Raw genomic sequence first — 25,146 nt, 5'->3', positions numbered from 1 at the left:
CCCTTGCGCTTCGCCAGCAGGCTAAGGGCGCGATCAGTTCAATCGAGGGAACGCGTGATGAGCAACGAGCAGAACAAGAAGTCGGAAACTCCCAAGGGCGACAATAAGCATTTCAAGGCCGGAGTGGCGGTCGGCATCGGTTCGGCTGCGATCGTTGCCGCCCTGCTTTACGCGCGATCGGGCAAGCCGAAGGGAAAGAAATAACTATTCGCGGCCATACCACTCCTCCAGCCGCATCAATTGGTCGTAGTCGCCATAAGGCGCGAAAGCGGGGTGGAGCTTGGCGGTGAACGGCTTGTTGCCCAGGAGATAGTCGGCGGCGACTTCCGCGAACGAAGCTTGAGCATGGGCGAGAAACTCCGCCGGCCCGGCCTTGGCATCCATCACCGTACGCTTGCCGAACGTGTCACGATCCTTTGCAAGCGACCAATATTCATGGGCGCCGGGCAACCCCGCAATGTCTTGGAACCCCCCCGCCCGAGCAATCAGCCCCAAGAGGCCGAGTTGCAGTGCAAAGCCCGCCTCGACCGCTTTGGCCGAGGGCGCCTTGCCCGTCTTGTAGTCGACGATCCCGAGCCCACCGCCGGGCAGGCGATCCAGCCGGTCCACGGTACCATAGAGGGTGACGCCCGACACCTCGGCCTCGCCCTTCCGCTCCGCCGCAAGGGGCCTGCGACCCGAAGCCGCGTCGCGCCTCACTTCTTCGGCAACCCATTCGATGGCTTCCAGAAGGCGCGGTTGCCACAGGGCGCGCAGCATCGGGTGGATCGCCTCGCCGTCGAGCAAGGCGCGGGCCCGGGGAAGCAGCTTGTCCGGCTCGCAATCGTCATGCTGCAGCCATTCCTCCAGCACCTTGTGGACCGCGCTGCCCTTCCACGCAGCGGTATGGTCGGCATCGACCGGATCCAGCGCGCGCAGGTCGAGCATGGCCTGGGCATAAAAAGCGAACGGATCGGCCTTCAGGCGATCGACCGCGGTGACGGCGATCCGGCGGGGGCGCTCGGTGGCTGGAGGAGCAGGCGCCGGTCTTGAAACGGGCTTCTCCGCCACGGGCGTGTCGATGGCCTGGCAGATCCGCTCCAGCCGATGGTCGCGAGCGAGACCGCCGGTCATAGCCTGAAGCCGCAGCAACAGGCGCGACGCTACGGTCGGCGAGCGGCCGTCCCGCCTGGCGCGGGTAATGAGAACGCGGGGCGCACCGAGGAAAGTTGCGAAATCATGGGCCGCCAGCCCGACGCGGTACTCGAGACCGGGCAGACCCAGGTTTGCGCGAATTTTGGGGGCCAGCCACGGGTCGGGCGAGGCGAGCGCGGGCCAGACGCCCTCGTTGAGGCCGCCAAGGATCATGAGGTCGGCATGCGCCAACCTGGCCTCGAGCAAACCAAGGATCTGGATCCGCGGATGGCCGCCGTAAGGCGGGCGCACGGCTTCGGCATCCAGCAGCTGGCGCAGCAGCGGCACGGCGTCCTCCGCCTGAAGCAGCTGGTCGGCCCCGCCTTCGGCTTCCTCCAGCCGAGCGAGCAAGTCGGCGGCGGCGCGGCCGTCAGGCCCGCTCCACGCCGCGTCGCCGGCGACGGCTTGGGCAAACTCGCGCAGGGATGCTGCAAAGCGTTGCAGTGTGACAGCGCCGGAAAAGAGCCGGTCGAGCGGCGCGAGGCAGGGACGGAGTCGGCGCCAGGCGTCGGAACAGCCGCGGGTTCTTCTTTCTCGCTCCTTCTCGGCACAGTGGGCGTCGATGCCGGCTAGCCCTTCCGGCGGACGCGGACCCCGCAGGGCGAGATCGAGCATTCGGGCCGAGTCGAGCCACGCCTGTCGGTCAGCCCCGGCGCCAGCAAGTGGATGCTTCAACAAGGCCAGCGTCGCGACCGGTGCAAGGCGCTCGGCAGTGGCCGCAGCTATTCCGAGCAGAAGCGTGCCGGCAGGTGTCTGGCCGAGCGGTCGTCCGGCGCTGTCGTCGGCCTGGATGCTCCAGCGGCCGAGTAGCGCCGAGACCCGCACGGCCAGCAAGCGGTCCGGAGTGATGAGCGCCGCGGTCAGTCCCGGTGTCTCGACCGCTTCGCGCAACGCAACCGCGATCGCCTGCGCCTCGCTGGCGGGGTCTGGCAGTTCGGCGAGCCGGACACCGGTGAGACGCCGCTCAGGTGGCGGCAGGCTTGCCCAGCGGTCGGTGAAGCGGGCGGTCTTGAGCGCGTTCGCGACCGCTCGCTCTCGAACTGCTCGTGCGGAGGCCCGTCCAGCCGCTCGCCATTGTTCGACCTCTTCGCGATTTACCGCCAGGCGATACAGCAGCCGCTTGAGGTGGAATTGCGGATGGGTTTCGTCGGCGCGGCCAGCATCCGGGTCGGGTCCAAGTGCTTCCCATTCCTCGTCGCTCATCAGCGAGGGGCCGCTGAGTGCCGGAAGCACGACGCTCCCTTCCGGCATGCGCGCGACCTGGGCGAGCAAGGCAACGACCGCCGGGGCAGCCGTGGTGATTCCGGCGGCAACGGTGAACCCCTCTGGCGGGTGATGAGCCCAGCGGCGCGCCATGGCCCGGAGCAGCCGGTTGCGACGCTCGGCAAGGTCGATGCGACCGCTCTGCTGAAGCACGAGCGGCCATGCTTCGAGAAGTGCTTGCAACCGCTCGAGCGACAACTGCCAGTGCCGCGCCAGTTGCGGAGCGTCGGCGACCGCGTCCCTGAGACGCGTCGCAGGGATCTCCTCTACCAACAGTGCGTCAAGCGTCCGTGCAAGATCCGCGGCGAGGCGAAAGCTTTCCGCCCCCGACGTCCCTAGCTGCCGACCGACCATTTGAGCGAGCGTCACGAGCCGGGTCATCGGGTCGATTGCCGGAGGTATCGGCGTGTCCCCGAGCGGGTCGAGCGCACCGCCGACACGGTCGTCGAGTTCCGGGTCGCCGATCGCAATCAGGCGAGGGAGAATAAGCCCTCCCCCGCTCGCCCGAACGAACGCCTCTGTTACGGTCCGGATGGCGCGATTGTTAGGCAGCAGGATTCGGCCGCGCGCAAGCTGGAGTGGGTCTGCGCGATGCTTGGCCATCAGACCGGCGACGAGCGCGTCGGCAAAGCTGCGGTGCGCACCGATTGTGTAGACGCGCGGCCGCGCAGTTTCAGGCAAGGCTAAGCGCCTGCTCGGTCTTGGAAATGGCGCCCGGAGTGCCGACGTCGAACCACAGTCCCTGGTGTACGACTCCGAAGCAGCGGCCCTCCGCAATGGCCCGGTCCCACAACAGGTTCGTGGAAAAGACCCCTTCCGGCGTGTCGTCCAGCATGCGCTTGGCCAGCATCTGGATGCCTGTGAAGACAAAGGGCGCAACCTTGGCCTTGGTCCGGCGCCGAAGTCGGCCGTGCGGGTCCATGTGGAAATCGCCCTGTCCCGTATGGTTTCCCGCCCTCGCCTGCGGCACGAGCAGCAGCAACGCGTCCATTCGCTCCCCGTCCCACTGGCTGGCGAGCAACTTCAGCGCGTCCGACGGCCCGTCCACCCAGAAGTTGTCGCTGTTGACCGCCAGGAACGGGTCGCAATCGATCAGGGGAAGCGCCTTTTTCAGGCCGCCACCGGTTTCGAGCAGCAGCGTCCGTTCATCGGACACGGCGACTTCCAGATCGCCGGCATGGCGTTTCAAATGTGCCTCGAGCGCGTCCGCAAGATAGTGGACGTTGACCACCACCCGCTCCACCCCGGCCACGCGCAACCGGTCGAGCACATGATCGAGCAGCGCCTTGCCGGCCACTTCCACCAGCGGCTTGGGCCTCGTGGCGGTGAGCGGGCGCATGCGCTTCCCCAACCCCGCCGCCATGACCATCGCGGTCCGGGGAACGCTTGCTTCGATCCGGGGGCGCAGCTTCAAGGCGCGCTTTACGGTAGCAGCGGTCATGGGGTCTCCAGCCAAGGCGCAACGCGAGCGTTTTCCGGCACGTTCGCTGCGAACCAGTCTCTGACAGGTTCCAGACCAGGTTGTGCGAGATCCCGGTCCAACAATCCCCACATTCGCGGCTGGAAGCGTCGATATCCTGGCTTGCCGTCCCGCTTCCATAGCCGGGTGAAGACACCAAGGATGCGAGTGTTGCGCTGAGCGGCCAGCGCCCAATAGGCACGCTCGAACTCTGCCCCTGCCCCAGTCGCGGCCATGTAGCGATCCAACATCGCGCGCTCGGTTTCCGGTGCGACATCGCGTCGCGCGTCCTCCAGGACCGAACAGAGATCATAGGCCGGGTGGCCAGCCAGCGCGTCCTGAAAATCCAGGAGTCCAAGGTGGCTTACGCCGGTGCGGTCGCCGATCAGCATGATATTTTCGGCATGATAGTCGCGCAATACGGTGACGGGGCCGAGCCCATCGCCGGCGACCGGTCCAAGCACCTGTTCCCAAGCGTCGCGATAGCCGTCTTGATCGACACTGATCCCGACCGCCGGACAATACCAGTCGGTGAACAGCTCGACTTCGGTCAGCCACTCCGGGAGGCCATGGACGGGCAAGCTGTCCAACGGCCTGTGCCGGTGAAGTTCCACCAGAAGATCGGTGGCGGCCTCGTACAATTCCCGTTCCCGCTGGGGTGCGCCATCAAGGTGTTCGCGAAACCGGTCGTCGCCGAAATCGGCCAGCAGAAGCAATCCGTGGTCAAGATCGCGAGCGACGATTTCCGGCGCGCTCAAGCCGACGCCGCTAAGCCATTCTGCGACTGCGATGAACGGCCGCGGATCTTCATGTGGCGGAGGTGCGTCCATCAGCACAGCCGCCCGCTCGCCATGACGAACCCGGAAATAGCGGCGGAAGCTGGCGTCGCCCGCCAAGGGCAAGATTTCCGCTCCGCCCCAACCGTGAGTCCTCAAAAATTCCTCGGCGTAGGTCGGCGGGATCATATTGTTGGCGGCCATCGTTTCTCCCATGCCGGGGGGGCGACCCAAGTCAAGGACCGGCTGTCTCCGCCGGCAAAGTCGAGCGAAAGTCGTAGCGCCTGTGGCCAAGCCGCCGCGCCAGCCCGTTCCGGCCATTCGACGAGCAGCGCGCCGTCTTCCAGCGCCGCATCGAGCCCCAGCTCCTCCAATTCGGAAGGGTCCTCCAAACGATACAGGTCGCAATGCCAGATCGGCGGGGACAATTCGTCGTAGGGCTGCACAATCGCGAAGGTCGGGCTGGGCACCTCGCCCTCGTTGCCGGCGGCGCGCAGGATCGAACGAGCCAATGCAGTCTTGCCAACTCCGAGCGGCCCCGAAAGAGCGACTACGTCACCAACCCGCAACGCCGCCGCCAGCATGGTGCCCAAGCGTTCGGTTTCCTCCGGGCTTTGCAACATCATGGCTGTTTGCGGGGAACGGTGATCGTCACAACTGTGCCTTCGCCCACCTGCGACTGGAGTTCGACACGCCCGCCATGCGCTTCGACGAACTGGCGGGTGAGCGGCAAGCCGAGTCCCAGCGCAGCTTCGGCGTGAGCGCCTCCGATCCTGGTGAAGCGTTCGAACACATGGGCCTGATCGTCCGGACTGATGCCCGCGCCGGTATCGCTGATCCGTATTTCGGCCTGATCGTCGTCACCTTGGCAGGACAGGCAAACCTGCCCTTTCTCGGTATAGGCGATCGCGTTGCGCAAGACGTGCTCGATGCTTTCCCGCATGCGGCGGGCGTCACCAACGATAACTCCCGTAGAGGGATCGATCGAGGTGTCCAGCCGTAGCCCCTTGTCGCGCGCGCCGGGCTCCATCCGCTCGGCGACACTCCGCGCAAGGCCGGCCAGGTCGATGCGCTCATGCTCGATCACGACCGCGCGTTGCTCGCCCTGGGTCAGATCAAGGACGTCATCGATCAGCTTCGACAGGCGCGCTACCGATTCCAGGATTGCACTGACGTAGTCGGACGCCGCCGGTGCCAGTTTCCCGGCATAGCCCGCCGCAAGCATCTGGGCGAACCCGCCGATAGAAGTCAGCGGGGTACGCAATTCGTAGCTCATGTTGGCGACGAAGTCGGTGCGCACCTTGTCGGCATCTTCCAGGGCCGTGGCGCGCTCGCGCAGCGCGTGCTCGATCCGCGTCGAGTCCGTGACGTCGATCATGGTGAACAATGCGTTGCCGTCGGGAAGCGGAACGGCCGCGAACTCGAAGTGGCTGCCGTCCACCATCGTCAGGCGGCCAGAGCCCATGCGCCGCTCGTTGGTCGCTGCGCGGATCAGCTCACGCAGTTGCGCGGCGGCTGTCGGGTTCACCAGGCGGCGCGCCATGGCCGGAACCAGCTCATCGACCCGGGGGTGCTCGCCCAGCCAACTTTCGTCCAGGTCCCAGAAATTGCAGAACCGTCGATTCCACAGGTAAAGTCGGCCGTCCGCGGCGAAGACACTCAGGCCTTCGAACAGATTGTCGAACGTGGCCGTTCGCACCCGCAGCAGGGTATCGCGTGCCGACGCCAGGCGAACCTGCTCGGTCCGATCTTCGAAAATCAGGCGCAGGCCCCCGTCGGGCAAGGGCTGACCAACGACCCGAAGGTGATCACCGTTGGCAAGGATCCACTCCTCTTCCACCGCTTCCTCGGGAGAGGTGAACCAGGCGCGCCGTTCGGCCTTCCACTGGGGAAAATCGCGAGTCTCGGGGAGGCGTCCGTTCTCCCTCATCCGTTCCAGCACGCGGTCGAATTCGGGTTTCTCGTTGAGCCATTCGGCGTCGATCTGTGCCATGATCGCGAACGGTTGATTATAGAATGACAGGCTTCGGTCGGGATCGAACTGCACCGCTCCGGCGGTCATTCGATCGGCCAGCTCACGCTGGCTCTCGATGTAGCGTGCAAGTTCGATGCGGGCGTCCTCAAGGTCCTGGATATCGACCGCGAATCCAGCGACGGCGCCGCTCGGCAGCGGTACGTCGACGACCTTCAGCATTCGACGTTCCCCCCCAATCGTCGCGGGCTGGGTTCGGGAATAGGGCCGGCCGCTGTCGAGTGCGGTCTGCGCCCCGGCCTGCGCGCTCTGCGTCGCGACCCCGTCGATCAATTCGGTCCCGTCCGCCACCACGTCGGCGGCCGAGCGCGCCTCCACGGCGGCCACGTAAGCCGAATTGACGAGACCAAGCGACAGGTCGGGGCCTCGGTACCACATCGGGAACGGGGCGGCCTCGATCAGGTGGGTCAACGAATCAAGCGCCGCCTCCGTATCGGCAAGGCGCAGCGCCACGTCGGACTTTTCCGCCTCGGCAGCGCTCGTGTCGAACACCCACAGAAGAACGCTTCCCGGTTCGGACGGGGGCGGCGCAGAGGCTCCGCGAACCTCCAGCACGCGGCGGGAGCCGACGATCCTTACAGAGCGCTCGATCCGTTCGCCCGAGAGGGCGGTCGCGCGAATGGTATCAATGAGTGCGGCCAGGTCCTCGGCAACGAGCCCCTGTCCGTCGCCGGCCAATTGTTCGATCCGATCAGGCTCACCATCAAGACCGATTTCGCGCAACAGCTGACGGTCCACGTCGATCCGTCCATCCGCCTGGACGATCATTGGCCGAGCGGGTGCTGCGGCGAGCATGGCCTGAAGCGACCGCGCCGTTGCGAGCACCGCATCCGCCCGCCGCATGCGCCGGGCCGCAATGATGGCAAGTGCGGCTGCGATGGGAATCCACAGCGCCGCAAGAGCGAACGCAAACAGGCTTCCGGTTGTGAAGTCGCCGATCATCACACCATGCCCCGCCCCATTCATCGACCATAAGACGGAAGCTGGCTTTATCCAGAGCGAAAAGGCTCCGTTTGCACCGGGAGGACCTTACAAAAAAGGGCCGCCTCCGGATGGAAGCGGCCCCCACTTTTGCGGAAGTACGTTTGATTAGAATTCGACCGAAGCACCCGCGTAGAGGTAGCGGCCAATCGAGTCGTATGGATCACCACCCGCGGTGCCAAGCAGACCCAAAGGCGGCTTCTTGTCGAAGATGTTGTCCATACCAACGTAGAAGTCGAACTTCTTGTCGACGTTAAAGTTCACGCGCGCAGCGTGGTAGAGCCGATCCGGATACCAACGCTCTTCGGTAAGATCCGCGTTCTGCGGCGGACGACCCTGCACCGAATAGTAGTTCTCGTAGGCGCCGATGGTCTGCTTCCCAATGTAGTTCAGCGAGTAGCGGATATCGACGGGGCCGATGCCGTAGGTGATGCTGGCGTTGGCCGCCCACTTCGGATCGCCCAGTTCGGACAGCTGCCGATCGGCGAAGTCCGGCTGCGACGGGTCGATGAAGTTGTTACGCTTCAGCGCCCGGGTCGCGATACCGCGGAAGTTCAGACGGTGACCGTTGCCGAACGTCTTGCGATAACCGACTTCGAAGTCGATGCCATCGGCTTCCAGCTTGGCGAAGTTGATGCCCGACGACGTCAGAGCGGGGTCTTCGAAGAAGAAGTCTTCGTCGCGGCTGATCAGCGGGCAGAACTGGTTCTCGATCGACGGCAGGTCAACACAGGCGTTGATGATCTGCTGAGCGGACAGCACGGAGATCAGGTTGTTCACCCGGATGCGGTAGTAGTCCACGGTGAAGCTGAAGCCAGGCATGAACCGCGGCGTGATAACCGCACCCAGCGTCAGCGACTTGCCGACCTCTTCCTCAAGCAGCGGGTTGCCGGACGACAGGAACCCAGTCGAGAACGAACGCGCGGGGACGTTATCGAAACCTTCCGGAATACCCAGAGCGGCGCAGTTCGCAGGACGGAATTCGGTGCCGCTGTTGATGTTACGGAAGTCGCAAGGATCTGCGATGAACGCAAAGTTCTGCGACGGAGACGAGAACAGATCACCCAGAGTCGGGACACGGACCGAACGGGAGTAGTTCGCGCGGAAGCGGATGTCCCGGATCGGAGCCCAAGTACCATTCAGGTTCCATGCGAAGGTCTTGTCAGCCCGCGTGTTATAGTCGGACCAACGACCTGCTGCAGTGAACGTCAGCTCGTGGAAGAGCGGGATGTTCTTCGCAACCGGAAGCTCGATTTCACCGAAGAACTCCTTCACCTTCAGCGGCTTCGGATCGAATTCCGAGAAGGCGTTGAAGAAGGTCGACCCGCTTGCCGACAGAGGATCGGCTTCCTGGAAAGCCTTTTCCTTACGATACTCGCCGCCCACCACGAAGCGCACCGGACCACCCGGCAGTTCGAACAGCTGCGAGGAGTCGCCACCGACATAGCCGACGATATTCAGCTGGCTGGCGCGGGACTTCACGAACGAGGTCGTGTTGACATAATCGAGCGCCGCCTGGCTGGGCGCGCCGTTGCCCAGAACGTTGATAGGCACACAGGCCGCATCGTCGTCCGCAGTCCCGGCAGGGTTCTGCGTCGGATCGGTGCTGTTGATGCGGCAAACGATCTGACCCGTATTAGGATCGCGAACTGCGTCCGTTGCGAGCAAGAAACCGGCATTATTAAAATCAGGCGAACCGTCGAACAACACCAAGTCGTTCAGCTGGTCTTGGCGCGACTTCAGCTTGCCGTAGTTGATCGAAACTTCATAGTTCCAGTCATCGTTGAAGTCGCCGCGGATACCGCCAACCAACCGATAGGTATCACGGCGGATGACCTCCGAACGAGCGCCAAAGTCCACGTTAAAACGAGACAGCGGAATGGTATCCGTCGACGTCGCACCACCCAAACAGCGACCGATAGTTTGAAGGGTTTCGATGTTCTGCGTCGTCAGGAACGGGTTATCGCAGCGGATGCCGCGCCCGGCACCAAAGAACTGCGGGAACGTGCCCTGGAAGAAACTGGGCTGACCCTCCTGAACTGCATCGACGCGAGCGAACTTCGCTTCGAAGAACGGCTGCAACGCCGGCGTGATTTCCATGCTGGCAAGCAGGTTGGCGGTGTAGCGGTCCAAGCCGGGAGCAAGCTGTCCAGTGTTCCGGAGCGTCGACCCGCGTGCGCAGGTGTCGGCGGGATTGGCGATGTAGTTGTTGGATCCGAACGGACGGAAATCGAGCGCCGGAATGACTTCGCAAGCGGTTCCGTCCGGACGGAAGTTGACAACCCGTGGCTGGCCCTGCGGAGTGCCCGGGAACAAGCAACGCGCTGCGAGCGTCGGGTTGGCAAGGATTGCCGGGTTCGTACAGGAAACCGGATAGTTGGGGCTAGTCGGTCCAAACACTCCAACACCGCCCGCCGTGACCGTACCGCCATCCGAGGTGGTGAAGTTGCGCACGCCGCAGAAAAACTGCTGATCGGGAACGCCGTCACCCGCCTGCGGCTCACCCGCGGTCGGCTCAGCCGTGTTGAACTGGCAGCGGCCACTGAAAGCGCCCGTCAGGCTGTCACGGTCCGTGAAGCGAAGCTCTTCCGCATTCACATACTCAAGGTTGATCGCGACGTTGGCGCGATCGTCGAAGAAATTCCTGCCAGCGGTCAGCGAGATCGACTGGATCCCGCGATCGCCACGGCTGGAGATGCCGCCTTGGCCGCGAAGCTTGATACCCTCGAAATCGTTCTTGAGAACGAAGTTGATGACGCCAGCAACGGCGTCGGAGCCGTACACGGCCGAGCTGCCGCCCGTGATCACGTCGACGCGCTCGATGAGGTCGGTCGGGATGGTGTTGACGTCGACCAAGAACTCGCCGGGAGTATAGGTGACGTGACGACGGCCGTTCACCAACGTGAGCGTGCGCTCGACGCCGAGGCCACGAAGGTCGAGGAGGTTGACGCCGGCGGTACCGATGAAACGGGTCGAGTTCGCCTGGCTGAAGGTCGAGCGGATCGCCGGAAGATCGTTCAACGCGTCGCCGATGTTGACGTCGCCCTGGCTGGTAAGTTCTTCGACGCTGATCGACGTCACTGGAACGTTCGACTCAAGGTTCGGACGACGGATACGCGAGCCGGTAACGACGATTTCGTCACGCGTGGTCGCTGCCTGGCCCGACTCGATCTCAACTTCACCGCTGATGCAGTTGTCGCGAGCCGCGCCCTCGGGCAGATTCGCGCAAGCTTCGGGATTGTCGGTGGTCGACGTGGTGGACGTGTTCTGGTCCGTGCCCGGGGCCGGATTTTCCTGGGCGGCGGCGGGAGCCGCAAGGCCTACGGCCAACGCAAATGCAGAGGACGTCAAAAAAGCAGTCGAACTAAGGCGCATAGCAGGGTTCCTCGCCAAATATGGTGTGCGGGCTTTGGCCAAAGGCTTGGCTGTTGCAAATAGGCTATCGCACCAAGGACGCACTTCCGCCGTTAATGTGACATCCATGTCACAATAGAGATTCGCCCGATCATCCGCGAAAACGCGACCTTCCGCACAGCCAGGAAATGTCATGCCAAGGACCGAGTCCGATCTTGATCGCCATCTGCAGCAGCATCCGACGGATATCGCCGCCTTGGTCGAGAAGGCCGACCATCGACAAGCGGCCGGGCAGGAGCGTCAGGCAGCCTCCTTCTACCGTGCAGCGCTTCAAGCGGCTGCTGCCGCAGCCGCGCGAGGTCCGCTGGCCCTGTCCCTCAAAGCGCCGATCGAGCAGGCGCAACGATCTCTCGCAAATCTTGAACGCGGATTTGAAGCTTCGCTGATGCAAAAACTTGCGGATGCTGGTTTCGATCGAAACGTCCGCCCCCCGCGCTTTCAGCGCTCCCTGGACCTGCTGACCGGGCGCGCGCACGCGCAGATGTCGCTGCAGCGCCCAACCAGCTATTTTTACCCCGACCTGCCACAAAGGACCTACTACGAGCGTCAAGAGCTTGGCTGGGCCCGAGAGCTTGAGCAGAAGACGGCGGCCATCAGGGGTGAGCTTCAGGCATGGCTGGAACGAGACGAAGAAGGATTCGCCCCCTATCTCGTCAGTGATCCTTCCCGACCGACGAGCGGCTATCATGGATTGTTGGACAATCCGGCTTGGAGCACCTTTTATCTAACGGAGAACGGCGACATCCGGCCCGATCTGGCCCAACATTTCGCCGAAACTCTCGAAGCTCTCAAGCAGGTGCCGCTTGCCCGAATTGGCAAGCGGGCGCCGTCCATCCTCTTTTCCCGCCTTGCGCCCGGAGCGTCGATCCCACCGCACCACGGAATGCTGAATGCGCGTCTGATCTGTCACTTGCCGTTGATCGTGCCGCCCGACTGTGGATTCCGGGTTGGGCCGGAAACGCGCGAATGGCACGAAGGCGAACTGCTGGTTTTCGATGACTCGGTCGAGCATGAGGCGTGGAACAACAGCAGCGAAGATCGCTTCTTGTTGATCTTCGACATCTGGCGGCCGGAACTCGATGCCCGCGAGCGTGACGCAGTTGCGACGTTGTTCAGCATTCTCGACGCGCACGCGTAAGCCCCGGCGGGCTCACGCGAGCGCGCTCCGAAGTTCGTTAGTAGCGGTAGTGTTCCGGCTTGAACGGACCCTGCGGCTTCACGCCGATGTACGCCGCCTGCTTATCCGACAGGGTGGTGAGCTTCACGCCCAACTTGTCGAGGTGCAGCGCCGCGACCTTCTCGTCGAGATGTTTGGGGAGCACGTAAACGTCCTTCCCGTACTTGTCGCCGCCGGTCCAAATCTCGATCTGCGCCAGCACCTGGTTGGTGAAGCTTGAGCTCATCACGAAGCTCGGGTGACCGGTCGCGTTGCCGAGGTTGACCAGCCGGCCCTTGGACAGGACGATCAGCTTCTTGCCATCCGGGAACTCGACCTCGTCGACCTGCGGCTTGATCTCGGTCCACTTCATGTTGCTCAGCGCGCCGATCTGGATCTCGCTGTCGAAGTGACCGATGTTGCAGACAATCGCCATGTTCTTCATGGCGCGCATGTGATCTAGCGTGATCACATCCATGTTGCCGGTCGCGGTGACGAAGATGTCGGCGCGGGTGGCGGCTTCCTCCATCGTGACGACTTCATAACCTTCCATCGCGGCCTGAAGCGCGCAGATGGGATCGACCTCCGTCACCAGCACGCGGGCGCCGCCGTTACGCAGCGAAGCGGCCGAGCCCTTGCCGACATCGCCAAAGCCGGCGACGCAGGCGATCTTGCCCGCAAGCATCACGTCGGTGCCGCGACGGATCGCATCGACCAGCGATTCCTTGCAGCCGTAGAGGTTGTCGAACTTCGACTTGGTGACGCTGTCGTTGACGTTGATCGCCGGAAAGGGAAGCTTCCCCTGCTTGGACAGCTCATACAGGCGATGCACGCCGGTGGTGGTTTCCTCCGACACGCCCTTGATGTTCTGGACGGTCTTGGTGAGGTACCCCGGACGCTCCTGGAGGAAGCGCTTCAGGGTGGCGACGAACACCTCTTCTTCCTCATTGGTCGGATCAAAGAGCGTTTCGCCCGCTTCGACCCGCGCGCCCCACAGGGCGAACATGGTTGCGTCGCCGCCGTCGTCCAGGATCATGTTGCACGTCTGGTCCTGCCCCCAGTCGAAGATGCGGACGACGTAGTCCCAATATTCCTCGAGCGTCTCGCCCTTGACCGCGAAGACCGGCACGCCCGTCTTGGCAATCGCCGCCGCAGCGTGGTCCTGGGTCGAGAAGATGTTGCAGCTGGCCCAGCGCACGTCGGCACCAAGCGCGGTGAGGGTTTCGATCAGAACAGCCGTCTGGATCGTCATGTGGAGCGAACCGGTGATCCGCGCACCCTTCAACGGCTTGGACTCGCCATATTCCTCGCGAAGCGCCATCAGGCCGGGCATCTCGGTTTCGGCGATTTCGATTTCCTTGCGGCCGAAATCGGCGAGGGACAGGTCCTTGACGAGGTAATCGCGCTCAAGCGTCTGGGTGGCCACGGTTAGATCTCCAAAACATGCCAATAGGGCCGCTAGCAACGAGCAGCGGCCGATCGCCCGCGCCCCTAGCGCAGCAGGTCATATAAAGAAAGCTTTATATGCTCTTGTCAGGCTGCGCCGGTCTCGCTGCTAAGCAGGCGGGGATCGACGCCTTCGCCCCGAAAGGCCGCTGCCCAGCGTTCATCCGTCGGTGTGTCCCACAACAGCGCGGGCTGACCATTGGCGGTGAACCAGCCGTGGCGGGTCATTTCGTCCTCCAGTTGCCCGCTGTCCCAGCCGGCATAGCCAAGCGAAATCAACCAGTGTCTCGGACCGCGCCCCTCCGCAATCGCACGCAGCACATCAATGGTCCCGGTCATTGCGCACAGCGGGCCGCCCTGCCCATTCACCTGCAGCGTATCCTCGCCCCCCCAGTCGGTTGAGTGCAGCACGAAACCGCGGCCCGGCTCGACCGGTCCGCCATGATGCACGGCACAATCCGGCGCCTCGCCCGGGTCGAGGTCAAGTTGCTTCAGCAGGGCGCGAAACTTGAGGCCGGCGCGCTTGTGGCCGATGCCGATTCCGACCGCGCCATTTTCGTCATGGACGCAGACTGCGATCACCGCTCGTTCAAACCTTGGGTCGGCCATTCCCGGCATTGCGAGCAACAACTTGCCGGACAGGAAACGCGGCTGGTCCATTCGCCATCTCATGCCGCCCCAAGGACTTTGCCGCAAGGGAACACGGGGTCCTTGTGACGACGTCGCGGCGCGCTTATCGCCCGGTCCGACAATCGTTCACCAAGGGAGTTCCAATCATGACCATCAAAGTCGGCGACAAGCTGCCGGAAGTTCCGTTGACCATCGCCACCAGCGAAGGGCCGCGGCCGACGACCACCACGGAATATTTCGGCGGCAAGAAGGTCGCGCTGTTTGCGGTGCCGGGCGCCTACACGCCGACCTGCTCGGCCAAGCACTTGCCCTCCTACGTCGAGAAGGCCGCGGACTTGAAGGGCAAGGGGGTCGATGAGATCGCCTGCACGTCCGTCAACGACGCCTTTGTGATGAGCGCCTGGAACACGGAACAGGGCAGCGAGGACATCACCATGCTGGCCGACGGCAACGGGCAATTGGCGCAAGCGCTTGGCCTGGAAATGGACGGCAGCAAGTTCGGCATGGGGTCGGTCCGCTCGCAGCGTTATTCCATGATCGTCAACGACGGCGTGGTCGAGCAATTGAACGTGGAAGCGCCGGGCGAATATCAGGCGTCCAGCGCCGAAACCATGCTGGGCCAATTGTAAGCGAACACTAGCACCGCCCCGTCGCGGCATCCGCTCTCCCTGGCGAGAGCGGATGCAACGACGGGCGTCGCTGGACGTTGGGCAGGTCAGCAAATCCTTGCGTCATTTAAGGAGCCTGACCGTGGCCAACACCCGCAACCCAAGTAATCGAAACGAAAACCAGAGCCGCGACCAGCGCGGCCGATTTGAAGGCAATCGCTTCGGAAGCATCGGACAAGCCGTCAAGGACCGTCCTTACACCACCGCCGCCGTTGCAACCGTCGCTGCCGCAGCCGGTGCCTTCTTCTTTTCGCGCCGCAACACCCACTCGGACACCGGGTCGTCCATGAAATGGGGTCAGCAGTCGGACGGTGAGTCGCAGCGAGGCGAGGCCGCAGGGGCATCGAGCAGCCCCAGCCTCAGCACCCAGGACAGCAGTCTGGAGACGAGCAGCACCAACCCGAGCAGCGCTGCGGGTATTGGGGCGGGCTCGGGCGGCAGCAGCCCGTCTGCTCTCAAGAGCGGCGCGTCGGACTCGGTCAGCGGTTCGAAGAGCCCGTCCAAGTCGAGCGACACAAGTCGCCAGACTTCGTCGGCCAAGGGCAACACCGGCCTCGACCAGACCGCCGAAGATCAAAGCAAGACCGGGGCGATCGCTTACGGAGCTTAAACCTTCCTCGAACGCTTGAACGGAAGGGGCGCTTCGGCGTCCCTTCTTTTTTGAGCGAGAGAGGAAAGCACGACATGGCTGCAACACTGAAGCTCCTTGGCGAACAGGTGATGGTGATCACGGGTGCGTCGAGCGGCATCGGTCTTGCCACGGCCCGCCGGGCGGCGGCGGCGGGTGCTAGGGTCGTTCTGGCGGCGCGCAACGCCGAGGCGCTCGACGAGGCGGTGGTCGGCATTCGCAACAAGGGTGGCGAGGCCACGGCGATCGACCTCGACGTCGCCGATGACGGTGCGGCGGACGAGCTTGCCGCAAAAGCGGTGGAGCGCTTCGGCCGGATCGATAGCTGGGTGAACGACGCGGCCGCGGCGATGTACGCCCGGTTGGAGCAGGTCACGCTGGAAGAACATCGCAGGGTCTTCGATGTCGGCTATTTCGGGCTGGTACAGGGCAGCATGGTCGCGGTCCGCAATCTGCGCCAAGGCGGCGGCGCATTGATCAATGTCGGGTCCGTCCTGTCCAACCGTGCCATCCCCTTGCAAGGTCCCTATTGCGCCATGAAGGCTGCGGTCATGCAGTTCACCGACGCGTTGCGAATGGAATTGGAGGATGAAGGCGCACCGATCTCGGTGACGCTGATCAAGCCGGCGGCGATCGACACGCCCTATCCGGAACATGCCCGCAACAAGCTGGATCGGCCCGCCCGGCTGCCCCAGCCGCTGTATCATGTCGAGCTGGTCGCCAAGGCCATCTGTTTCGCCGCCGCCCACCGCCGGCGCCAGTTGATCGTCGGCGGCGGGGGCCTGGCATTGACCACCCTGGCCCCGTCCCTGCCGCGACTGGCGGACAAGGGAATGCAGCTCATCGGCGACGAGGTCATGCAGACAACCGATGTACCGCCCGCACCGGGTACCAGCGACAATCTGTTCGAGCCGCGGGTCGATGGCCGAACGGAAAGCAACCAGGACCCGTTCAAGCGCCGCACGTCGCTCTATCTCGAGGCGCAGATGCACCCGCTTGCGGCAGGCGCGATCGTGGGCGGGGTTGCTGCGGCGATCGGCGGTGCGGCCTGGGCACTTGGTCAGCGGGGTCGGAAGGACATCGGAGCGCGCGATGCCGAGCGGCGGATCAGAGCCGCTGGGATGACAGCCTAAGGTAAGCGAGGCCGTCACGGGGATGAACCCCGTGACGTCAGTCCTGTCCGCTTTCACGGCAGGCTGGCCGGCCTTTCGGCTCTCTCCACCAAGCAGACCTGCTGCGCAGTTCCCGCTTGGGTCGGGCCTTCAGCCTACCACCCGCATTGCTTGCCGCGGTTCTGCTGTTCCAGCCACCGCTGCAGCGGCGCGAAATATTCCAGCATGGGCCTGCCGGACATCTCGCGGGTGCCGGTGAAGGCCTGAAGCGCGTCGGGCCACGGCTTCGATGCGCCCATCTCCAGCATGGCGTTCAAACGCTGACCCACTTCCTTGTTGCCGTAGAAGGAGCAGCGATGCAGCGGACCCTTCCAGCCGGCCATGTCGCAGGCCGCCTTGTAGAACTGGAACTGCAGGATTCGGGCGAGGAAGTAGCGGGCGTAAGGCGTGTTGCCCGGGATGTGGAACTTCGCACCGGGATCGAAATCCGCTTCGGACCGCTGGCCCGGCGGCGTGATCCCCTGATACTGCAGCCGCAGCTGGTTCCACCCAGCCTCGTAGCCGGTCGACGGGATCGAGCCGTCAAACACGCCCCACCGCCACTTGTCGACCATCAGGCCGAACGGCAAAAACGCCACCTTGTCCATGGCCTGACGCAGCAATAGCCCGGTGTCCTTCGAAGCGTCCGGCACCTTGTTGCGGTCAAGCAGTCCGATCTGCACGAGATAATCGGGCGTGACCGACAGCGCGACAAAATCACCGATCGCTTCATGGAAGCCGTCGTTCGCGCCGTTGAGGAACAAATAGGGCTGCTGGTTATAGGCCCGCTGATAATAGTTGTGGCCAAGCTCGTGATGGATCGTCACGAAGTCATCGGCATTGACCTTGGTGCACATCTTGATGCGCAGGTCGTCCTTGTTGTCGATGTCCCAGGCCGAAGCGTGGCACACCACTTCCCGGCCTTCCGGACGGACGATCTGGGATCGTTGCCAAAAGGTTTCGGGAAGCGGCTGAAGACCAAGCGAGGTATAAAAGCGCTCGCCGATCCGAACCATCTCGGTCGGGGTGGTCTTCTTCGCGACCAGCAGCTCGGTCAGGTCATAGCCGATGTCTCCGGCCCCGCGCGGCGCGACGACGTCGTAGATGTTGCCCCATTCCTGCGCCCACATGTTGCCGAGCAGATCGGCGCGGATCGGGCCGTTGGCGGGCTGGATCGCATTGCCGTACTTCTGGTTGAGCTTGGTCCGGGTGTAGCAATGGAGCTGGTCGTAAAGCGGCTTCACCTCGCCCCACAGCCGGTCGTACATGGCCGAGAATTCCTGCGGGCTCATGTCGTAGTTGGAACGCCACATGGCGCCAGTGTCGGCATAGCCGAGTTCCTTGGCGCCGGCGTTGGCGATCTCCACCATGCGGGTGTAGTCCTGCCGCATCGGGCGGCCGACATTGTTGTGCCAGCTGGTCCAGACCTCCTGCAGCTGCGCCGGATTGCGCAGCTCGCCCATCTGTTCCTCGGCAACGTCGCCCGTGATCTCCTTGCCGTTGAGCGTCGCGCGGCCCTTGCCATAGGTCGACTGGAGACGCGTGGTGATGGTGTTGAGTTCGGCCGCGGCGCCATCCGTGGTCGGGGCCGCCAGCACCAGCGCGCCGCGCAGGATGTTGAGTTTGCGCGCGGTATCGGGATCAAGGCCGGGTACCGCTGCGTAACGCGCCGCTTCCTTGGCGTAGCGCACGCCTTTCTCGGTGCCGATGGTTCCAAAATAGGCAGCGAGCGCGTCGGTGTCGTCGTTGATGTAGGTGGCGTTCACCCAAGCCGCGCGACCACCGATGACGCTGAGGTCAAACAGGTCCTTCTCCACCGCGGCGACGAACTGGCGCGCTCCCTCCGGAGTGGACGGATAGCTGCCCGCGGGCGGCGCGTCGGTCGTGCCCGGCGCATCATTGCCAGCGGTGGCGGTCGAAGCGCCGGCATCCATTTGCGACGCTGGGACAGTGGCGCAGCCGGCAAGGGCAAGGGCGGCGAGCGAAACGGAAGCAGCGAATTTCATGGGCGTTGATAACCTCATACAAGAGTGTTCGCGTGGCAGCGGACTGCGCCACCGCCAATGCAGCGTCAAGAGGCGAGAAAGCGGACGAGTTCGTCCCCGAAAGCAGGTTCGGCCACCGAACTCATGTGCGTACCGGGCACCTGCTGATAGTGCGCGCTGGGAAGCGCCTCGGCGAGGCGCGGCGCCGAGCCGTTGTCATTGTCATCCTTACCGCAAAGCACCAGCGTCGGCATGGTGAAGGCCGCCAGCCATTCCGGCGTTGCATCCTCGAACGTTCCCAGCAGCAGGCGGGCCGCGTCGCGATCAACCTTCATGGTCTTCATGAACTGGATCGCCATCCAGTGCCGATCGCCCCGGCTCGCGCTGTCATAGAGGTCGAGCGCCTCGAGGAAGAAGTCCTTGCGCTTCAGCCACCCGCCCAGGCCCTCGAGGCCCATGCCGGCAAGCACCGCGTTTGCAGGCGCGAGCCCCTCGCCTACCCCTTGCACGGTGGTCCGCGCACCTAGCGAGAAGCCGCCCAAGTCGAAGTCGTCGAGCCTCAGCTGCGCGACCAGCTCCGCTAGGTCGCGCCCCAGGATGCCGCGCGGATAACTGGCCGGGTCATGGGGCTTGCCGGACAGGCCGTGCGCGCGAAGATCTGGCATGATCACCCGCCGGCCCGCGTCCGCGAGTTTGCCCGCATGGCCGAACTTGATCCAGTTCATCTGCGCGTCGGAGAACAGGCCATGAAGGAGGACGATGGGACGCCCCTGCCCCGTCTCCCGCCACACAAGGTCGACGCCGTCAGAGGCAGTCCAATGATGGATGGAGACGTCACTCATCGGTTTTCAACTTGGACAATTTGGACACCACGTCCCCCAAGGGTTCGCCTTCTCCAGTCGAGATCGAGGCCAGGGCAGACAGTGCTCAAGGTCGTTCGCATGTCCGGGCGATGGCAGCGCAAGCCTTACTTTGCAATCAGCCTGCCGGCGGTTCCGCCCCTGCGTTGCGCCACCGATCCTGCAGTGCCTGATATTCGTCGCTGCGCGTTTCCGGCAGTCCTTCGGTGTTGAGCCAAGCGCGGTGCATGCTTTCCGCGCCGAAGTGGCTTTGCGGCGTGAAAATGGACGGATCGTCGAAGGCCGCGACGGTCAAGTCCATCTTGTCGGTGCCATCGACGTAACGAAAGCCAAGACTGGTGCCGCATGCGGAGCAGAACGGCCGCTGCGCGATCGGCGAACTATGGAACCAGTCCGGCTCCCGGTTCCAGCTGACGTCATCCTGTCGAACCCCCACCATCGCCAGACTAACATTCCCACTCGCGCGCTGGCACATCCGGCAATGGCAGAGATAGGCGTGGGGCTGCTGCGGCAGGATCACCTGGAAGCGGACCCGGCCACACGCGCACCCTCCGCCAACACCTGCCCCAGCTACCGTCACTACGCCGCCTTCTTGAGGTGTCGGCGGCCGAGCAGTTCGGCGATCTGCACGGCATTGAGCGCGGCACCCTTGCGGAGGTTGTCGCTGACTACCCAGAAATTCAGGCCGTTCTCCACCGTCGGATCCTCCCGCACTCGGGAGACGAACGTCGCGTAATCGCCGACGCATTCGACCGGGGTGACGTAGCCCCCATCCTCGCGCTTATCGACCAGCATGATTCCGGGCGCCTCGCGCAGGATGGCCTGGGCTTCCTCCGCGCCGATCTCGCGCTCGAACTCGACATTCACGCTTTCCGAATGGCCGACGAACACCGGGACCCGGACGCAGGTGGCGGTAACCTTGATCTTCGGATCGAGGATTTTCTTGGTTTCGACCACCATCTTCCATTCTTCCTTCGTCGAGCCGTCGTCGAGGAAGCTGTCGATGTGTGGAATGACGTTGAAGGCGATCTGCTTGGTGAACTTTGCCGGGGCAGTGCCGTCGCCGACGAAGATGTTGCGGCTTTGCTCGAATAGCTCATCCATACCGGCTTTTCCGGCCCCGGAAACGGATTGGTAAGTGGAAACCACGACCCGCTTGATCCCAGCCGCATCGTGCAGCGGCTTCAGGGCGACGACCATTTGCGCGGTGGAGCAATTGGGATTGGCGATGATGTTCTTGGCCCGATAGCCGGCGATGGCATCCGCGTTCACCTCCGGCACGATCAAGGGCACGTCGGGGTCCATGCGATAGAGCGACGAATTGTCGATCACGGTGCAGCCCGCTTGTGCGGCCCGGGGCACGTGTAGCCTGCTTCCCTCCGAGCCGATCGCGAACAACGCCATGTCCCAGCCTTCGAAGTCGAAATGCTCGAGGTTCTTGACCTTGAGCGTCTCGCCCGAATCTCCGAAATCGATGATGTCCCCGGTCGATCGCGCGCTGGCGACCGCGGCGACTTCGTCGAGCGGAAACTGCCGCTCGGCTAGGATGTTGAGCATCTCGCGCCCGACATTGCCCGTCGCTCCGACGACGGCGACCCGGTAACCCATCAATCCATACTCCTGAGGTGCTGGCAGGCGCCCTATCACGGGACCGCCGTCCGCGATATGGCTCCGGCGACGGTCAGCACAAGGCGGGGGCGAGGATGGGGCAGCGGGCGTGGTGGCTGGTGGCGATCGTCGCGGGGTTGCTGCTGGCGATGGGCGTCACCCATCGGTTGACGACCCCGCCGGAGGTACGCGCCGGCAATGCGCCTGGTCAGTTCGACGCCGGGCGGGCCCAGGCGCGGCTGGCTCGGGTGCTTGCCGATCAACTGCCGCACCCGGCAGATACCGCGGCGGGCGACGGGGTGCGCGACCGGCTGGTAGCCGAGCTACGCGCGATCGGGCTGCAGCCGCGGGTAGACGACCGCTTTGCCTGTAACGAATTGATGAAGCAGCGCGGCACGTCGTGCGCGCGCGTGCGAAACGTGCTGGTGACGCTGGGGCCGGCGAACGGACGCCACCTGCTGATCAACTCCCACTACGACAGCGTGCCGGTCGGCCCTGGCGCATCGGACGCGGGCCTGGGCGTCGCGACCATGCTGGAGGTGGCGGCGCTCTTGCGGGATGCGCCGCTGGCCCGGCCGGTAACCCTGCTGTTCAACGAGGGCGAGGAGCTCGGCCTGGTGGGTGCACGAGCCTTCCTTGACGGCGATCCGCTCGCTTCCCGGGTGGATAGCCTGATCAACCTCGAGGCGCGTGGCGTTCGCGGGCCGGTCAACATGTTCGAAACCAGCGTTCCGAACCCGGCGGCGGTGCGGGTGTTCGCGCGATCGGTCGACCATCCGGTCGCCAACAGCCTGGCGGTGAGCGCCTATCGGCAATTGCCCAATTACACGGACGTCAACACATTCGAGGACCGCGGCTGGCTGACGCTGAACCTGGCGCCGGTCGGCAACGAGACACGCTACCATTCGGCAGGCGACGACCTGACGGCGATGGACCTTCGCACCCTGCAACACATGGGCGACCAGACGCTGAACCTGGCCCGGTCGCTGGCGAGTGGACCAGCTCCCGCGACGGAAGCGGGCGAGTGGCTGTTCATGAGCGTACCGGGACTTAGCTTGTGGACGCTGCCCGTCTGGCTGGGCGCCGCTCTGCTGGGCGGCGGTGTGCTGATTACGGCGGTGGCCGTTTGGCGGCGGCGCGCGCTGCTCGGGCTGCCCCTGTTGCTGACGGCGATAGCACTTGGAACGGGCCTGGCCTGGCTTGGCCTCAGCCTCGTCGGAGGCCTGCGCGCCGGGCAGTTCTGGCGAGCCCATCCCGTCTGGACGGAATTGGCGGTTTATGGCGGCGTGATCGGTGTGGGGCTGCTGTTGTTCACGGCAGCCCGGCGGTTAGATGTTGCGCAGCTGCGCGTCGCTTTCTGGTCGGTGTTCGGCGCCGTGGGATTGACGGTGCTGGCGCTCGCACCGGGAGGGATCGTTTATTTCATCTTCCCGCTGCTGGTTATGACCCTCGGCGTGATGATCGGCCGCTGGTGGAAGGGCGGCGAGACGATCGCCGCAGTGATCGCGGCGCTGTTGCTGTTCCTGACGCTGGGCGCAATGCTGGGGCTGCTGGAGGAACTGCTCAATGGCGGGCCGATGTGGGCCTTTGCGCCGCTGGGGGCGCTGGTCCTGCTGCCCTGGCTGATCGAAGCACGTCCGTTGCTGGCGGACGGGGGACGGAAGATGGCCACCATCCTGGCCGCTGTCCTCATTCTCGGCGGTTGGGTAATCGCGGCGACTGTGCCGGCCTACTCGGCCGATCGGCAGCAGCAGTGGACGCTGCAATATGTTGTTGACGAGCGCTCGCCGCAGCCAATCTGGTCCATCGTCAACGACCGCAAGCCGCTGCCGGCCGTATTCGAGCGGTTTGGGCGATGGGAACAGCAGCTGGTGCCAGCCCTGGGCCGGCGGCTTCGCTGGGTGGCTCCGGCGCGGCCGGAGGCGGGTCTGGTGCAGCCGCGAGTGACATTGGCCGGCACGGCGCCCGTGCCGGGCGGGCGGCTCGTGAGAGTGCGATTGCAGCCCAACGGCGCGGACAACCTGACCATGATTGCCGACCCCGGTGCGCCCGTGGTCGCCGCCGGAACACCACGGCGGCTCCGCCGCTTCGACCCTAGCGCGACCGGACCGATCGCCAGCCTGTCCTGTACCGGGCGGAGCTGTGACGGCGCGGTCATGGAGGTGCAGTTGCGCGGCAACGCTCCGCTGGAGCTCATGTTGGTGGGGACCCGCTGGAGCCTGCCGGCGAGTGCGAGGCCGCTTGCCGCAGCCCGGCCGGCCAACGCGCGCCCGCAATATCTTCCGGACGCCACCGTCCTGGTGAACCGCCTGCGGCTCTGAGCCGAAACGAAAAAAGGGCCGCACCTTGCGGCACGGCCCTCTTTCGAACTGCGGTTCGTAAAGCTCAGGCTTCGGCAGCCTCGCTCTGCGGGGCGGCGGCCGGAGCCTCGGCCTTCGCCTCGTTGCGACGGGGATCGCGCCGCTCGGCGATACGGGCCGACTTACCGGTGCGGCCGCGCAGATAGTAGAGCTTGGCACGGCGAACGGCGCCGCGACGGACAACATCAATCGAATCCACGATCGGCGAGTAGAGCGGGAAGACGCGCTCGACACCCTCGCCAAAGCTGATCTTGCGGACGGTGAAGTTGCTGTTGATGCCCTTGTTGGCGCGGGCGATGCAGACACCCTCGAAATTCTGGACGCGGCTGCGGTCGCCTTCGACGACCTTCACGCCTACGCGCAGCGTGTCGCCGGGGCGGAATTCGGGAATCGCGCGGGTCTGGGTCAGGGCCTCGATCTGCTCGCGCTCGATGGTCTCAATCAGATTCACTTGTCTGTACCTTCGTTTCGTTGCCGCGCGCCAGAGGGCGGTGCCTGCGATGCGCCCCCATGGCGCTCGATCAGGTCCGGCCGCCTTAGCCGTGTGTCCTTGATTGCCTGGGCATGTCGCCACGCGGCAATCTTCGCATGATCCCCCGATCGCAGCACTTCGGGGATCGTGCGTCCTTCCCAGATGACGGGTCGGGTATAATGCGGATATTCGAGCAGCCCCTGTTCGAAGCTCTCTTCCTCACCGCTGGAGGCCGCGCCCATTACTCCGGGAAGCAGCCGAACGCAAGCGTCGAGCAAGACCATCGCGCCCAATTCCCCACCCGAGAGGATATAGTCGCCGATGCTGACCGGCTCGACCGGACGCGCGTCGAAGATCCGCTCGTCAAAGCCTTCGAAACGGCCGCAAAGAATGATTGCGCCCTCCCCCACCGCAAGATCGCGCACGCGCCGTTGGGTCAATGGCGCGCCACGCGGGCTCATCGCCAACATCGGCCGGCCATCCGTCACGCTGTCGATCGCAGCGGCGAGCACGTCGGGCTTCAACACCATGCCTGCCCCGCCCCCGGCGGGCGTATCGTCCACGCTGCGGTGCTTGTCCAAGGCGAAGTCCCGGATGTTACGGGTTTCGAGCGACCATCTGCCCTCGTCCAATGCCCGCCCGGCCAGGCTGACGCCAAGCGGTCCGGGAAACATTTCGGGGTAGAGCGTCAGGACGGACGCGCGGAACGTCACGCCTTTGAATCCGCGGTCAGACGATCGACCAGCCAGCCCGTGAGCAGGCCGACCACGAGGCTGACGGCGGCAAATTGGGCGGCCCCCGTGAATACTGCCGCCCGGATGAGGTCTCCCCAGCCGTCGCGCGCATCGGTGCCCAGCACGACGACGGTGGCGGCGGTACTGGCCAGAATGAGCCCCGGCGCCACCAGCGCGGCGAAGAAACGGCGACGGGTGGCGGACCAATCCGGCTTTCGGTGACCGAGCAAAAACAGGCTTCCGACTGTCAGCAGCAGCGTGAAGAACACCAAGGCGATCCAGGCTTCCCACCGGATGACGAGATAGATCGTGTCGTGCATCTTGCCCGTTTAGGGCAGCACAGGCGGAAC

Annotated in this window: 21 protein-coding genes; 6 read left to right on the top strand and 15 right to left on the bottom strand. The window is 64.4% G+C overall.

Annotated features, from left to right (window positions below; translation table 11 throughout):
* The first annotated feature begins 57 nt into the window (after window positions 1-57).
* On the top strand, window positions 58-204 hold the full coding sequence (locus AC4GYS_RS08695; RefSeq protein WP_491108690.1) for a hypothetical protein: 147 nt from the start codon (window positions 58-60) through the stop codon (window positions 202-204).
* Here the strand turns inward: AC4GYS_RS08695 and addB are convergent, their stop codons facing one another.
* From addB to AC4GYS_RS08665, 6 genes are all read right to left on the bottom strand, one after another.
* Window positions 205-3,117, bottom strand: coding sequence for a double-strand break repair protein AddB (addB, locus tag AC4GYS_RS08690; protein ID WP_491108689.1), 2,913 nt, complete (start codon window positions 3,115-3,117; stop codon window positions 205-207).
* Entirely contained in the window at window positions 3,110-3,877 is a 768-nt protein-coding gene (locus AC4GYS_RS08685; protein ID WP_491108688.1) for a nucleotidyltransferase family protein, read from the bottom strand. Before AC4GYS_RS08685 ends, addB begins: the two co-directional genes overlap by 8 nt.
* Window positions 3,874-4,860: an aminoglycoside phosphotransferase family protein gene (locus AC4GYS_RS08680; protein WP_491109388.1), complete on the bottom strand. Its 987-nt coding sequence runs from the start codon at window positions 4,858-4,860 to the stop codon at window positions 3,874-3,876. The genes AC4GYS_RS08685 and AC4GYS_RS08680 overlap by 4 nt, the downstream gene beginning before the upstream one ends.
* Complete coding sequence (gene tsaE / locus AC4GYS_RS08675; RefSeq protein WP_491108687.1) at window positions 4,857-5,297, bottom strand: tRNA (adenosine(37)-N6)-threonylcarbamoyltransferase complex ATPase subunit type 1 TsaE; 441 nt, start codon at window positions 5,295-5,297, stop codon at window positions 4,857-4,859. Before tsaE ends, AC4GYS_RS08680 begins: the two co-directional genes overlap by 4 nt.
* Entirely contained in the window at window positions 5,294-7,669 is a 2,376-nt protein-coding gene (locus tag AC4GYS_RS08670; RefSeq protein WP_491108686.1) for a sensor histidine kinase, read from the bottom strand. Before AC4GYS_RS08670 ends, tsaE begins: the two co-directional genes overlap by 4 nt.
* A gap of 123 nt (window positions 7,670-7,792) precedes the next feature.
* The gene (locus AC4GYS_RS08665) at window positions 7,793-11,233 is read right to left on the bottom strand and encodes a TonB-dependent receptor domain-containing protein (protein WP_491108685.1); all 3,441 of its coding nucleotides are present in this window, start codon (window positions 11,231-11,233) and stop codon (window positions 7,793-7,795) included.
* Here AC4GYS_RS08665 and AC4GYS_RS08660 point away from each other — a divergent pair.
* Window positions 11,232-12,236, top strand: a complete 1,005-nt coding sequence (locus AC4GYS_RS08660; protein ID WP_491108684.1) for an aspartyl/asparaginyl beta-hydroxylase domain-containing protein — start codon at window positions 11,232-11,234, stop codon at window positions 12,234-12,236. The genes AC4GYS_RS08665 and AC4GYS_RS08660 overlap by 2 nt on opposite strands.
* A gap of 37 nt (window positions 12,237-12,273) precedes the next feature.
* Here AC4GYS_RS08660 and ahcY read toward each other — a convergent pair whose 3' ends face one another.
* Together ahcY and AC4GYS_RS08650 are read right to left on the bottom strand one after the other, a co-directional pair.
* Window positions 12,274-13,680, bottom strand: a complete 1,407-nt coding sequence (gene ahcY / locus AC4GYS_RS08655) for an adenosylhomocysteinase (protein ID WP_491108683.1) — start codon at window positions 13,678-13,680, stop codon at window positions 12,274-12,276.
* A gap of 107 nt (window positions 13,681-13,787) precedes the next feature.
* Window positions 13,788-14,360 carry a YqgE/AlgH family protein gene (locus AC4GYS_RS08650; RefSeq protein ID WP_491108682.1) on the bottom strand — a complete coding sequence of 191 codons (573 nt, stop codon included), beginning with the start codon at window positions 14,358-14,360 and terminating at the stop codon, window positions 13,788-13,790.
* A 116-nt stretch (window positions 14,361-14,476) separates the two neighbouring features.
* On the opposite strand from AC4GYS_RS08650, the gene AC4GYS_RS08645 reads away from it, so the two are divergent.
* The 3 genes from AC4GYS_RS08645 (at window position 14,477) to AC4GYS_RS08635 (ending at window position 16,759) form a co-directional block, all read left to right on the top strand.
* On the top strand, window positions 14,477-14,959 hold the full coding sequence (locus AC4GYS_RS08645) for a peroxiredoxin (protein ID WP_491108681.1): 483 nt from the start codon (window positions 14,477-14,479) through the stop codon (window positions 14,957-14,959).
* Between the two features lie 121 nt (window positions 14,960-15,080).
* A complete protein-coding gene (locus AC4GYS_RS08640) occupies window positions 15,081-15,608 on the top strand; it encodes a hypothetical protein (RefSeq protein ID WP_491108680.1) in 528 nt (175 codons plus the stop codon).
* Between the two features lie 74 nt (window positions 15,609-15,682).
* Window positions 15,683-16,759: an SDR family oxidoreductase gene (locus tag AC4GYS_RS08635; RefSeq protein WP_491108679.1), complete on the top strand. Its 1,077-nt coding sequence runs from the start codon at window positions 15,683-15,685 to the stop codon at window positions 16,757-16,759.
* Between the two features lie 134 nt (window positions 16,760-16,893).
* Here AC4GYS_RS08635 and AC4GYS_RS08630 read toward each other — a convergent pair whose 3' ends face one another.
* The 4 genes from AC4GYS_RS08630 to AC4GYS_RS08615 form a co-directional block, all read right to left on the bottom strand.
* The gene (locus AC4GYS_RS08630; RefSeq protein WP_491108678.1) at window positions 16,894-18,783 is read right to left on the bottom strand and encodes a M2 family metallopeptidase; all 1,890 of its coding nucleotides are present in this window, start codon (window positions 18,781-18,783) and stop codon (window positions 16,894-16,896) included.
* A gap of 65 nt (window positions 18,784-18,848) precedes the next feature.
* Entirely contained in the window at window positions 18,849-19,604 is a 756-nt protein-coding gene (locus tag AC4GYS_RS08625; protein WP_491108677.1) for an alpha/beta fold hydrolase, read from the bottom strand.
* A gap of 136 nt (window positions 19,605-19,740) precedes the next feature.
* A complete protein-coding gene (locus tag AC4GYS_RS08620; RefSeq protein WP_491108676.1) occupies window positions 19,741-20,202 on the bottom strand; it encodes a GFA family protein in 462 nt (153 codons plus the stop codon).
* Complete coding sequence (locus AC4GYS_RS08615) at window positions 20,202-21,230, bottom strand: aspartate-semialdehyde dehydrogenase (protein WP_491108675.1); 1,029 nt, start codon at window positions 21,228-21,230, stop codon at window positions 20,202-20,204. Before AC4GYS_RS08615 ends, AC4GYS_RS08620 begins: the two co-directional genes overlap by 1 nt.
* 95 nt (window positions 21,231-21,325) lie before the next feature.
* Between AC4GYS_RS08615 and AC4GYS_RS08610 the strand changes: the two genes are divergently transcribed.
* The gene (locus AC4GYS_RS08610; protein ID WP_491108674.1) at window positions 21,326-23,551 is read left to right on the top strand and encodes a M20/M25/M40 family metallo-hydrolase; all 2,226 of its coding nucleotides are present in this window, start codon (window positions 21,326-21,328) and stop codon (window positions 23,549-23,551) included.
* Window positions 23,552-23,615: 64 nt separating this feature from the next.
* Here the strand turns inward: AC4GYS_RS08610 and rplS are convergent, their stop codons facing one another.
* The 3 genes from rplS to AC4GYS_RS08595 are packed head-to-tail and all read right to left on the bottom strand — an operon-like array spanning window position 23,616 to window position 25,116.
* Window positions 23,616-24,041, bottom strand: a complete 426-nt coding sequence (gene rplS, locus AC4GYS_RS08605) for a 50S ribosomal protein L19 (RefSeq protein ID WP_491108673.1) — start codon at window positions 24,039-24,041, stop codon at window positions 23,616-23,618.
* Window positions 24,038-24,775: a tRNA (guanosine(37)-N1)-methyltransferase TrmD gene (gene trmD, locus AC4GYS_RS08600; RefSeq protein ID WP_491108672.1), complete on the bottom strand. Its 738-nt coding sequence runs from the start codon at window positions 24,773-24,775 to the stop codon at window positions 24,038-24,040. The genes rplS and trmD overlap by 4 nt, the downstream gene beginning before the upstream one ends.
* Window positions 24,772-25,116 (bottom strand): hypothetical protein, encoded by a 345-nt coding sequence (locus AC4GYS_RS08595; RefSeq protein ID WP_491108671.1) that lies wholly within the window; start codon window positions 25,114-25,116, stop codon window positions 24,772-24,774. Before AC4GYS_RS08595 ends, trmD begins: the two co-directional genes overlap by 4 nt.
* Window positions 25,117-25,146 lie beyond the last annotated feature (30 nt).

The organism is Sphingomonas sp. SP1, from assembly GCF_058313395.1.
This window is presented reverse-complemented; position numbering and strand designations above follow the sequence as displayed.